11 protein-coding genes are annotated in these 11,350 nt (G+C 51.6%); 7 read left to right on the forward strand and 4 right to left on the reverse strand.

Annotation, left to right across the window (positions count from 1 at the left end):
• The first annotated feature begins 447 nt into the window (after nt 1–447).
• The 3 genes from Q0372_RS04650 (at nt 448) to Q0372_RS04660 (ending at nt 5,478) form a co-directional block, all read left to right on the forward strand.
• Nucleotides 448–1,848: a DUF4099 domain-containing protein gene (locus Q0372_RS04650; protein ID WP_298103159.1), complete on the forward strand. Its 1,401-nt coding sequence runs from the start codon at nt 448–450 to the stop codon at nt 1,846–1,848.
• Between the two features lie 24 nt (nt 1,849–1,872).
• Nucleotides 1,873–3,954: a type IA DNA topoisomerase gene (locus Q0372_RS04655; RefSeq protein WP_298103162.1), complete on the forward strand. Its 2,082-nt coding sequence runs from the start codon at nt 1,873–1,875 to the stop codon at nt 3,952–3,954.
• A 135-nt stretch (nt 3,955–4,089) separates the two neighbouring features.
• Nucleotides 4,090–5,478 (forward strand): N-6 DNA methylase, encoded by a 1,389-nt coding sequence (locus tag Q0372_RS04660; protein WP_298103167.1) that lies wholly within the window; start codon nt 4,090–4,092, stop codon nt 5,476–5,478.
• A 33-nt stretch (nt 5,479–5,511) separates the two neighbouring features.
• On the opposite strand, the gene Q0372_RS04665 is transcribed toward Q0372_RS04660, so the two are convergent.
• On the reverse strand, nt 5,512–6,132 hold the full coding sequence (locus Q0372_RS04665) for a hypothetical protein (RefSeq protein ID WP_298103169.1): 621 nt from the start codon (nt 6,130–6,132) through the stop codon (nt 5,512–5,514).
• 110 nt (nt 6,133–6,242) lie between these two features.
• Between Q0372_RS04665 and Q0372_RS04670 the strand changes: the two genes are divergently transcribed.
• Nucleotides 6,243–7,004 carry a TSUP family transporter gene (locus Q0372_RS04670; RefSeq protein WP_298103172.1) on the forward strand — a complete coding sequence of 254 codons (762 nt, stop codon included), beginning with the start codon at nt 6,243–6,245 and terminating at the stop codon, nt 7,002–7,004.
• A 78-nt stretch (nt 7,005–7,082) separates the two neighbouring features.
• Here the strand turns inward: Q0372_RS04670 and Q0372_RS04675 are convergent, their stop codons facing one another.
• From Q0372_RS04675 to Q0372_RS04685, 3 genes are all read right to left on the reverse strand, one after another.
• Nucleotides 7,083–7,274: a hypothetical protein gene (locus Q0372_RS04675; RefSeq protein WP_298103175.1), complete on the reverse strand. Its 192-nt coding sequence runs from the start codon at nt 7,272–7,274 to the stop codon at nt 7,083–7,085.
• Nucleotides 7,275–7,357: 83 nt separating this feature from the next.
• Nucleotides 7,358–7,831, reverse strand: a complete 474-nt coding sequence (locus Q0372_RS04680; RefSeq protein WP_297944724.1) for a hypothetical protein — start codon at nt 7,829–7,831, stop codon at nt 7,358–7,360.
• Between the two features lie 106 nt (nt 7,832–7,937).
• Nucleotides 7,938–8,075, reverse strand: a complete 138-nt coding sequence (locus Q0372_RS04685) for a hypothetical protein (RefSeq protein ID WP_298103178.1) — start codon at nt 8,073–8,075, stop codon at nt 7,938–7,940.
• A gap of 366 nt (nt 8,076–8,441) precedes the next feature.
• On the opposite strand from Q0372_RS04685, the gene Q0372_RS04690 reads away from it, so the two are divergent.
• From Q0372_RS04690 to Q0372_RS04700, 3 genes are all read left to right on the forward strand, one after another.
• Nucleotides 8,442–8,819: a RidA family protein gene (locus tag Q0372_RS04690; RefSeq protein WP_297944720.1), complete on the forward strand. Its 378-nt coding sequence runs from the start codon at nt 8,442–8,444 to the stop codon at nt 8,817–8,819.
• Between the two features lie 310 nt (nt 8,820–9,129).
• On the forward strand, nt 9,130–9,711 hold the full coding sequence (locus Q0372_RS04695; RefSeq protein WP_298103181.1) for a hypothetical protein: 582 nt from the start codon (nt 9,130–9,132) through the stop codon (nt 9,709–9,711).
• 33 nt (nt 9,712–9,744) lie between these two features.
• Nucleotides 9,745–10,761 (forward strand): hypothetical protein, encoded by a 1,017-nt coding sequence (locus tag Q0372_RS04700; RefSeq protein ID WP_298103184.1) that lies wholly within the window; start codon nt 9,745–9,747, stop codon nt 10,759–10,761.
• Nucleotides 10,762–11,350: the final 589 nt, after the last annotated feature.

Below are 11,350 nucleotides of genomic sequence, written 5' to 3' on the forward strand. Positions count from 1 at the left end.
GGGGCGCACGGTCTATGTGGCGCCGATCGAGGCGGCGCTCGATGATTCCCTGGCAAAAGTTCGTTCGATTGCCTCAAGTTGCCGTCGTGTGTTCCCTGGGGCTTGTGCATACCCCTCAAAGGCAATAAAGAAGATCGACAGCAGAACAAAGTACTTCCCAAGAGAAAGCACAAAACCCACACCTCCTCTACGCTCTATCCTTCCCAAAAACACCTGCCAATTCATCAATCGAAGCCGAACTAAAACAAGGAGTTACCTCGTTACTATAATTTAACACACGCACAAATATAACGATTGCCATCCAAGTAGACAAGCATTTCTATCTGGATCTTACACTTTCCCGTCTTTTCCTCGCTTTTCCTCCTCCATCCCGACCTTCTCGGAGAGATTATTCCTACCCCTATATTTGCCCTACAGGATACTTTATATCAGACAATTGGCATCATTATGGACAACAATCACACAGAGGACTACGTACTGGTCCTAGAGGACCGTACAGAGGTCCAGAATGCATCCGAGGTAGGCAAACTCTCCATCATCTCGGACATCAACGAGGAGGGCGAGCTCAAGACGACCGCCGCCGAGGCCACCAACCAGAGTAGCTTCCTCAAGTTCAACAACCAAGATGGGCTGCTGAAGAACTTCATGAAGAACTTCCTCAAGCAGTTCAACGACCCGACTCGCTTCGGACTCTACAAAGTCCTTGCAAGCAACGTCGAGCAAGGCGTAGAGAGCCTTCGCTCCTCCTTGCAGAATCGGCGCCACCCCGCCTCCGAAAAGCTCCTCAAAGCACAGCAAGTGTCCTTCGAGGACTTCCTTCCCATGCAGAAGCGTACTACCGCTATCGATCCCGAGAAGATCGACTGGCGTATGCTCGAGGATCTTGGCCTCAGTCGCGAGAAGCTCGAAGCCAGTGGAGCGCTCGAAAAGATGCTCTCCTGGCAGAAGAGCGACCTCCTACCCATCGCTGTACCCTACGGCAATAGCTCGATCTACACCGAGGCACGCCTAGCGTTCCGTACCGACGATGATGGCAACATCGGTCTTGCCGTTCATGCCATGCGCAAGGAGCCCCAGCTTGACTTCCCCTACATGGGCTACAAGTTCAGCCCCGAGGATAAGGCACAGCTCCTCAAGACAGGCAACCTAGGCAAGACCATCGAAGTCGTCACCAAGCAGGGAGAGCTCTTCGACGCCTACGTATCCATCGACCCACAGACCAACGAGCTGCTCGCCTTACGTGCTGACCGAGTATCCATCCCCAAGGAAATTAAAGGGGTGACGCTCTCTGACCAGCAGTACAAGGACCTCGTCGAGGGTAAGGCTGTCAAAGTAGAGGGCATGACCTCCAAGAACGGCAAGTCCTTCGACGCTACGCTTCAAGTCAATGCCGATAAGAAGGGCATCGAGTTCATCTTCGGCGACAGCAAGAGCCTCCGGGAGCGTCAGGAGCAGTCTCTCTCCTCAGGGCAAAGCCAGGGCGCACCCCGTAAGCTCTGTGGACTTGAGCTGACCGAGAAGCAGCGCGAGGCTCTTGACTCGGGACGCACCCTCTACCTCAAGAACATGGTCGACAAGGAAGGCAAGCACTTCAACGCCTATGTCCGTATGGATAAGGAACAGAGCCGCCCCCGCTTCTTCAAGTACAACCCCGAGAAGAAGCAAGGGAAGCAAGAAGTCGAAGCCGTAGCCGAGGGACACAAGACCCAGGTAGCAGTGAACAACGAAGGCAAAACCAACGAAGCGACCAAGCACCTCAAAGAGCCCCTCAAGTCTGAGCAAACAGAGCCCACAGCCGATCAGAAGCAGAAGCTAGAGCGTAAGGCTCGTCGTGGACGTAAGCTCTAAGGATAACAGCAAAGACACAAGACCATGACGACCTGTATCATCGCAGAAAAGCCCTCTGTAGCTCGTGACATTGCCCGCATCGTCGGGGCTACACACCCACAAGACGGCTTCATCGAGGGCAAGGGCTACCTCGTCACTTGGGCATTCGGTCACCTCATCACCCTAGCCCTGCCCGAACACTACGGACTCGGGACATACAAGGCCGAAGAGCTCCCCATACTCCCGCAGCCTTTTCAGCTCATCGTTCGACAAATCCGCAAGGGGAAAGCCTTCGAAGACGACCCAACAGCTCTCAAACAGCTGAAGGTGATCCGCTCCTGCTTCGAGCGCGCCGAGCAGATCATCGTCGCTACCGATGCCGGAAGAGAAGGAGAGCTCATCTTCCGCTACATCTACAGCTACCTTGCCTGCCGAAAGCCCTTCCAGCGGCTATGGATCTCCTCCCTCACCGACAAGGCGATTCAGGAGGGGCTCGCCAAGCTCAAACCCGGGGAGCAGTATGATGCACTCTATCTGGCCGGCAAAGCACGTAGCGAAGCGGACTGGCTCGTCGGCATCAATGCCAGTCGAGCACTCTCGATAGCTCGCCGTGGAGCCTATTCGCTGGGGCGTGTACAGACACCGACACTCGCCCTGGTATGTCGCCGCTTCTCAGAGCATCAAGGCTTCTCATCCCGCACCTACTGGAGGCTCCATGCCACGATTGAGCAAGACGGCATCCTCCTCAAGGCGCTTTGTCAAGAGCACTTCGAGGAGAAGAATGCAGCACAAAGCGCCCTGACAGCGCTAAGTGGTCAGTCACATCTGAAGGTCCTATCGGTCGATCGGAAGTGCACCGAGACCCCACCTCCGCTCCTCTTTGACCTCACCACGCTTCAGAAAGAGGCCAACCGCAAGCACGGCTTTTCGGCCGACAAGACCCTGTCGCTAGCCCAAGCGCTCTATGAGAAGAAGATCATAAGCTACCCCCGCACCGGGAGTCGCTACATCAGCGAAGATGTCTTCGAGACGATCCCCACGCTACTCCATGAGCTTGGTGTCACGCTTAGCCAAGCGCTTAATCGACATGCTGTCGATGATCATCGGGTGACTGACCATCATGCCCTCCTCCCTACAGGTGAGTCCCCCGAGGGACTATCCCCAGAGGAGGCGACGATCTATCAGATGATTCGCAGCCGCTTCATCGAAACCTTCGCTCCCAACAGCGAAGAAGAGCGTATGCAGGCGGAGCTGAGCGACGGGACCTACCGCTACAGCTGGCGGGCTATCCGTAGACTATCGCTGGGCTGGAGAGCTTATTCTCAAGACGGAGGAAAGGACAAAGCGGAGGCAGCAGACGACGAGGACGAGCTCCTCGAACAACTCCCCATGCTCGCAGAAGGGGAGCGCTTACCCCTTCGTCACGCTGAGATCACGGAGCATCAGACTAAGCCCAAGCCTTTGTTTACCGAAGCCTCCCTGCTCTCCGCCATGGAGCATGCTGGGCGGGAGCTGACCGATGCCGAGAGTCGCAAGGCGATTGCCGAGTGTGGGCTCGGGACACCCGCTACCCGCGCAAGCATCATCGAGACACTCATTCTACGCGAACTCATCCGTCGGGAAAAGAAGACGCTCATCCCCACCGAGAAAGGGCTGTCCATCTATCAGCTCGTCAAGGATCAGGAACTAGCCAATGCTGAACTCACGGCCAACTGGGAGCTCTCCCTCTCAGCCATCGAGGCAGGGAAGGCTTCTGCCGAGGACTTCGCTCTCCGTATCAGAAGCTACACCACAGACATCTGTCACAAGCTCCTCGCCCTGCAGGCTGATGCTCCAGCCTATCCTTCCTATCGCTGTCCGCTCTGCGGCCAGGACTCCGTGGGCATCTTTGCCAAGATCATCAAGTGCCGCCACGAGACGTGTGGCTTCCACATCTTCCGTGAGATCTGCGGAGTAATGCTCACAGAAGCACACATCAAGGAGCTCCTTACCAGTAGACGGACCAGCCTTGTCAAAGGTTTTCAGAACAAGGCGGGCAAGAAGTTCAATGCCCATATCACCCTCAGGGAAGACGGATCCACAGCCTTCGAGTTCGCCTCCAACGGCAGTCCTCAAAGAAGTCGCTAATCTTCCTCGGGAAAGTACCTTATCAATCGAGAAAAAGTGGCTAATCTTTTGGGCAAAAGATTAGCCACTTTTCGACGGAACATTAGTGACTTTTCGGACGACCTCTAGAATCCCCCCAGAAGCACAAACTCAGCTATGCCTTACAACAAGAAAGCCGTACTTGCAGCCAATACCCAAGCGATCCGTATCGTCCTTCGACTCGAGAAAGAGCAAAGGCTAGCCACCGAAGAAGAGCGGATCATCCTTGGCGCCTACCAAGGCTTCGGAGGGCTCAAATGCGTACTGAATCGCACCGACCAGCCCGAGGATATTCGCTACTGGGCAAAGTCTGAGCAAGAGCTCTTCAAGCCTACCTGCGCCTTGAAGCAGCTCATCTACCGAGAAGCTCCCGATGCTCTCGTCGCCAAGCGCTACTGGGAGAGCATCAAGGCCAGTGTCTTGACCTCCTTCTATACCGATACGCGCATAGTCTCCGCCATCGCCACAGCCTTAGCCACGACGGGAGTGGAGTTTCACTCCTGCCTGGATCCATCATCCGGGATAGGAGCCTTTGCCGATACCTTTGCTCCTTATGTTCGCCGTGTTGACGCACTCGAAAAGGACTTACTCACGGCTCGGATAGCGCAAGCACTCCACCCACTTGGGGAGAGCAAAGTCACGGTTCGCCAAGCACCCTTCGAATCCCTCGGTGAGCTCGCTGAAGCGGACCGGTATGACCTCATCACAAGTAACATCCCCTTCGGTGACTTCATGGTCTATGATCGAGCCTACTCCAAAGGGAAGGATAGCATCAAGCGGGAAGCAACACGCACAATCCACAATTACTTCTTCATCAAGGGGCTGGAGAGCCTACGAGAGGGTGGCATCCTGGCGTTCATCACGTCGCAGGGGTTGCTTGACTCCCCCTACAACGAGATCTTCCGACGCTATTTGATGGAGCAGAGCCGACTCATCTCGGCCATTCGCCTACCCTCGGGTATGTTCTCAGAGCGCGCGGGGACCGGGGTCGGTAGCGACCTCATCGTCCTGCAAAAGCAAACGGGCAAGGGGATAACGCCTGGCGAAGAAGAGCGCTTCGTACGCACCACAGCCGTGCCTAGTGGCGATGGCTTCTCCATAGCCTTTACCCACAACTCGCTTTTTGAGGGCCCATGGGACGAGGTCCGATCGCATACGATCGCGACCGAGCGAACCATGGGAACCAATCCCTACGGGAAAGCAGCCTGGGTATACCAATTCGATGGAGGTATGGACGAGATGGCTGACAGCCTGCGGATACAGCTTACTCAAGATGTAGCGCAGCACTTTGACCGAAAGCTCTACAAAACGGGAGTAGCAACGACTGAAGAAGAACGCCAAGCTGAAGCCGAGAAGAAGCTCCTTGCTCTCGGAGTGACCGTAGGGTCATCCCAGAAAGAGGCTCAGAAGAAAGACAAAGAGAGAGACGATGCCTTTAACCTGATGCCTAAAGCCATCGAGAAGAGCCTCCCCCAGCTCTACACGACAGAGCGGCGAGATAGATAAAATTTTACCTTCACTGCTTGATTAATTCTAGCTTTAATTGCACATACCGAATGGACCAAAACACTCAGAGAATAATCTATTCTTTTGAATTATATTTTCTCCTGGATATATAATAATTTCGTGTCCTTGTTTTTGCCAGATTTGTCCATTTTCTGCGCTTATGGTAGATACATCTAAGTGAGCTGTTGAGCCATAGACTAAATATATTTTATCAAATACATCACTATAGCCTAGATAATGAAAAAACGGCGCCGCAAACGTGATTTTTTTGAATTCCGTTAGATTGCTATCTTGAGCGACACAATTGGATTTATTGGAGGGTTTGTAGCCGTTTTCAATGAGTTTCTTTTCTGCTATGCCGTTAGTAGAATTTAACTTTACGTAATGAACATAGCAGATTTCATCTAGACTATCTGCGGCATTTGGTTGAATTTTTCTACGATACAAAAGTAATCCATCCATATCTGCATTGTCTGTTAAAATATTCAATTCTTCAAAATTATTGCTCTTTACGTTCCAAAAATCATTATATGGTTTTAAATAAATTGACGCAATAATAAATGCTATTATTAATATGATGATTGCCCCTAAAATAGATACGCTTATGATGAAAATTTTTAAAATCAGATCTATGATTTTTTTGAAACTATTCATTTTTATCCTTATTTTTTACTATTATAGCATACGATTTGCTATTGCGATGTACGGCGGTTAAAATTTAAGTTCACCTTTTGTAAAATATTGGAAATTAAAAAGGGACAAAAATGGAGCTTGAACTTTGGCAGTTTGCGGTGCTTTTTGCAGCGGCGTTTTTCGGCGGATTTATCGACTCGATCGCGGGCGGCGGCGGGTTGATTTCGCTACCTGCTCTGCTTGCCGTGGGCGTTCCGCCGCATGTAGCGATCGCCACAAATAGATTTCAAGGCAGCTTCGGAAGCTTCACCGCCGCTTTAAATTTCATCCGCAAGGGCTACGTCGATGCGGCGGAGATCCTGCGCGGCGTGATTTTTACGTTCGTAGGCGGGCTCGTCGGCGCTTATGTCCTGCTCCTAATCGATGCGAAATTCCTAAACTATCTCATTCCGATCCTGCTGCTGGCGCTTTTCTTTTATATGATTTTTTCGCCAAACCTAGGCGAAGCGCCCGCCAAACCCAAGATGTCAAAAAATAGCTTTTACGCGATTTTTGGGCTTGTTTTGGGCTTTTACGACGGGTTTTTTGGCCCGGGTACAGGCTCGTTTTGGACGTTTGCGCTGGTTGGAATTTTAGGGCTTTATATGAAAAAGGCGGTCGCACACACGAAGGTTTTAAATTTCACCTCAAATATCGTTTCTTTGGGTGTTTTTATCATCGGCGGGCAGATTTTATGGCTCGTCGGAGCGGTGATGGCGGTCGGACAGATCGCGGGCAGCTTTGCGGGCTCAAGTTTAGTGATGCGATGCGACGTAAAATTTGTGCGCAAGATGCTTCTGTTCGTCATTGCCGCTACGATTCTAAAGCTACTTTACGGACTGATTGCAAATTGATACAGACCGATTGAGGGTCGATCGCAAGTTGATTGCAGACTGGTTGAGGGCCCATCACAGGCCAATCTAAAGTCAAAATCATAGAATTTTATACAGGATTTCGTATAAAATTTCATGTAAAATTTTATGAACCCTCGCCGATATGCTACGGCAGCGCCATCTTACCGCCACGATAGTGCCGATTTTACTGCTGTGGCGTCGATTTTGCCACAGTGTTGCGCCGAATTTACTGAGACACTGCAAATTTAATTGTAGTGTCGATTTTATCATAGCTTCCGTATCTATTGTGCTGCGACGGAGCCTAGCTTGTTGCTGGAATAACGCGCAGATATTGTCGTAACGTCGCACCGAACTTATTGCAGTAGCGCAGATCTTGCTGTAGGGTCGCGCCAGTCTCGCTTCGATGGCACTAATTTTCCGCTGCTGCAATGTTGGTTCTGTTGCCGTTGTGTCGAAGGCTTCGCTTGCTGCGAGGTCTTTGATTTTATTTTTTCGATATCGCTGATTTTGCTCTGCAACATCGACGACTTCGTTACCGCGCTTGCTACTACGAGGATTTTAATTGCGTTGCGCGGTGTCGCACTGATTTTTTTATGACGGCGCTGTTCTTTCTGCTGCGATGGTAGCGATTTTGGCGCTGCTTTTACCGCCCCGCCGCCCGTATCACTACCATGGGCGGTTTGATTTTGCCGATCGAGACATTGATGATCTTGATGGTGCAAGGATTTGATTTGCTGCCGCAACGATGCCGATGAAGTTTCTCGCCCATTCACGCCAGTTAAATTCCACCGACCACCCGTATCTATTTCATCGTATCGCCATGCCATTCATTCGGTGCCGCCGATAGAGTCGTTGTATTGCCGAGCGCGCGACGTTATCGTGCTCGCATTGATGAAATTTAATCGGGCACCGTCGTGCACGCCTCTTTCCCGCTTACTCGCTTTTTAAAATACACGCCCCCGTTAGCGAGCCGTTTTGCTCGCCCTGCGCTCGTGCCGACAGCTCAACCATTTGCTGTGCAGATTCGCCGCCGTGCCCGTATAGATAGATTAAATTTAGCCGTACTTTCACGCTCTGTTTTGTTGCGCCTGTTAGCTCTTTTAAATTTGCCGTTTCGCCGCCACGGTTCGCTTTCCGCGCTAACCTCTCGCCATATTGTCCGCTGTATTTTGTGCGATAAATTTAACCGCACCGCTGCGTTTGCCATTTCATTCTGCTATCGTAGGCGAAATTTTGCCCATCCATGCCATTTAAATTTGTCGCATTACCGCGTATCTGTTTCGCCTCGCCCACCGAAATTTAGCCAACCTCTCGCGCCAATTAAATTTCATCGTACCAGCCGCATCCACGCCCGCCCGCCCGCAAAATTCCGCCGCCTAAAACAAAGTTAAAATATTTTGCGATAAAATGGGCGAAATTTTTCACAAAGGATTTACTATGCAGATCATCTCGACTCCCGATGCGGCGCAGGCCATCGGGCCGTACTCTCAGGCGATCAAGACGGGCGGACTCATCTTTACCTCGGGGCAGATCGCGCTTAAGCCGGACGGCGAGTTCGTCGCGGGCGGCGTGGAGGCGCAAACGAGGCAGGTTTTGCAAAATCTCGCCGCGATCCTGAAAGAAGCGGGCGCTACGCTGCAAGATGCCGTCAAAACTACGATTTTCCTAGCCGACATGGGCGATTTTGCCGCGGTGAACGAGATATACGCAGCGGCGTTCGGCGAGCACAAGCCGGCTCGCAGCACGGTGCAGGTCGCTAAACTCCCCAAGGGGGCGCTTGTGGAGATCGAAGTAATAGCGCTGGCTAGGGCTTAGCGCTAAATTTAGATCGCTAAAACTCTGCCGGTTCGCGTTTGCGGTTGAAATTTTATGTGCGGGCTGCTCGAAATTTTAAACGGCTCGCTTTGATTTTGAAGCTGTGCGTGCTTTTAAATTTAGATTTTCAAAGTCGCGCAAATGCCCGCGGGCTTATGTAAACAGCGCGTTTTAGTGCTGCTAAGGCGTTAAAATTTCTCGCTCGAAACGGGATCAAAATGATAGAAGAGCTTATTCAAAAATCTAAAAATATCACGGCCTCGGGGCGCAGCGACGGCTCGGTTTCGCGCTGCCTGCGAGCTACAAGCAGATGCTGCTAAGATACGCTAGCGTGAGCGTAGCAGGGACGGAGCTAAAAACGATCGCACCGCCAGAGTTTGCGGATAGTGCCGACGCCGACATCTGCTATACGTATGAGATAAATCTCAAAAACGGGCTATTCGCCGCGGACGAGCTCGTGTTTTTGCAGCTCGAGGACGAGGAGTATTATTTTAAAATTTCGCCCGCAAGCGACATAGCGGGCGGCTCGCCAAACACGGTGCGCGGTAAGACGGCGGAGAGCACGAGCGGCGAGGCTGCGGGCGCGACGGTGCGCGATACGGTCGTCGCGACGGTAGCCTACAGTGCGGAAAATAGGGCATCGGACGACGAAGCGCGTGCGGAGAGATCGCCGGATACGGCACGCGATATGAATGCTGAAACGACGTGCAAAGCTGCGGGCGCGACAATGAGCGAAGCGGCAGACGAGGCGGCAAGCGGAACGACGAAAGAGATAGCAAGCGAGCGGGCAGACGATGCGCCGTGCGAATACAAGGTCTATGTACGCGACTACGCGCAGAGTGAGGATAGGCTTTTTGCGGACGATTTTTACGGGTTTTTGGAAAAATTTTAAGACGAAATTTAAGGCAAAATCAGGAGAGGCGAAATGGGACTGTTCGGCATTTTTAAGAAGCAAAAATTTGACATCGACGTGCGCTCGGACGGCATTTTTATCGGCGGCGTAAACTGCGAGTTTGATCTGGCTAAATTTAATGAAGCCTTAGGGCAGCCGCGCTTGATCGATGACGGAGATGGCAAAAGCCGCTATTTTTGGGATGAGGCGGGGATTTTCGCCTTCGTGCGCGCAGGCGAGCTCGCAGAGCCGAAGCTTACCGAGATGATTTTGATGCTTGAGGTCGCAAAGGGCGTGCAGTACGAAGTTCCGCGCGAGCTATACGGCGGCACGTTCACGCTTGAGGGCAGGCCGCCTCTTGAGGCCGTATCTGAGCAGGAGCTGCGCGGCGCATATATATTTTTGGAACTTAGCCTAGGCAAATTCGAAGTCTCACTAGCTCTTGCCGAGGCCGTGCAGGAGCGCATAGGCGCGATGGACTTTGCCGAGCGCTTCGCTAAACGCGATACGGACGAGATCGCAGATATCGTGCGAGCTGCGAAAATGCCGATAGGGCGCGTCTGCATCAATCAAAAAGAGAAAAAGGTAAAGCGCAGGCCGAGCGATAAATTTAAGCTTCCGCGCGCGGCCGACGAGACGCTAGCGTTTAAAAATTTCAATTTCAAAGTCGCCGTGATGAACGAACTGATGTATGAAAAAGCCCTACTGGAGCCTAAATTTGACGTGTTTGAATACTGCGAGGAGCGCGGTATCGATCCGTATGCGGATTTTGGCGCCCTGCCGCAAGCCAAAAAGTGGTTTAAGGGCTATCCGGTCCCCGCAAATCTGGCGGAGCAGGTTAGCGAGCTCTATCTTGACGGCGGAAATGAAATTTACCTGCAAATCGCGCCTGATTGGGACGGCGAGGATGAGCTTTTCGATATCAAAAACATTGACGCCGCCGAGCTTGCGCCCTTCATTAATCTTAAAAAAATCGAAACGACCGGCATCGGCATATCTAAAAAGGCGCGAAAAACCTGCGCGGATGCGGGGATTACGATAGTGGAGTGAGCGCAGGAATGGACTTTGAGCCATACGGCGTGTGGTTTTAAAAAAGCCGAAATAGGCTTTTGAGCTGCGGTGCGCGCTCTTAAAAGGTCGTAATTGTTACCGCGCCGCGCAAAATTCTACTTATAGCGAGCGCTATGAATGAGCTTTGAAAGGCGCTTGGCGAAGCATCTGACATGTCTAATTTGGCGCGCGTGTTACAAGCTTAGGAGCTTCGTTTGCAGCGTAAGAGCTGTGCCGCTAAATGCGTGAGATGAGTGTGTCGTGCGAGTAAAAATAGTTCGCTTTTTGATTTTTGATTTTTGATTTTTGGGAAAAAATTCGCTGCATAGCAAGAGAGTTAAATTTACCGCTTTTAAATTTTAAAATTTACAAAGAGCGGCGTACGCGGCTTTGAATGCACGATTAAATTTAGACTTCATATAGATTAAATTCTAGGCGCGGTTAAATTTGCGTTTTTAATTTTGCTTGCAGCCTGTGTCGCACTGCAAAACAGAGTGCGAGAACAGATTGCGTTTGCGCGTGCGGCGCGGATTAAATTAAAATTTCGGCTTTGAAATTTAACCAAATTTAGGGCTCGCACTTAAGAAGT

Origin of the sequence: uncultured Campylobacter sp., assembly GCF_937997405.1 — a bacterium.
In the GTDB taxonomy this organism is placed as follows: domain Bacteria; phylum Campylobacterota; class Campylobacteria; order Campylobacterales; family Campylobacteraceae; genus Campylobacter_B.

Bases quoted from the DNA above. Each gene is read 5' to 3' on its own strand.
- Q0372_RS04650 (WP_298103159.1), top strand. From the start codon at position 448: ATGGACAACAATCACACAGAGGACTACGTACTGGTCCTAGAGGACCGT.
- Q0372_RS04655 (WP_298103162.1), top strand. From the start codon at position 1,873: ATGACGACCTGTATCATCGCAGAAAAGCCCTCTGTAGCTCGTGACATT.
- Q0372_RS04660 (WP_298103167.1), top strand. From the start codon at position 4,090: ATGCCTTACAACAAGAAAGCCGTACTTGCAGCCAATACCCAAGCGATC.
- Q0372_RS04665 (WP_298103169.1), bottom strand. From the start codon at position 6,132: ATGAATAGTTTCAAAAAAATCATAGATCTGATTTTAAAAATTTTCATC.
- Q0372_RS04670 (WP_298103172.1), top strand. From the start codon at position 6,243: ATGGAGCTTGAACTTTGGCAGTTTGCGGTGCTTTTTGCAGCGGCGTTT.
- Q0372_RS04675 (WP_298103175.1), bottom strand. From the start codon at position 7,274: ATGATAAAATCGACACTACAATTAAATTTGCAGTGTCTCAGTAAATTC.
- Q0372_RS04680 (WP_297944724.1), bottom strand. From the start codon at position 7,831: ATGGCATGGCGATACGATGAAATAGATACGGGTGGTCGGTGGAATTTA.
- Q0372_RS04690 (WP_297944720.1), top strand. From the start codon at position 8,442: ATGCAGATCATCTCGACTCCCGATGCGGCGCAGGCCATCGGGCCGTAC.
- Q0372_RS04695 (WP_298103181.1), top strand. From the start codon at position 9,130: ATGCTGCTAAGATACGCTAGCGTGAGCGTAGCAGGGACGGAGCTAAAA.
- Q0372_RS04700 (WP_298103184.1), top strand. From the start codon at position 9,745: ATGGGACTGTTCGGCATTTTTAAGAAGCAAAAATTTGACATCGACGTG.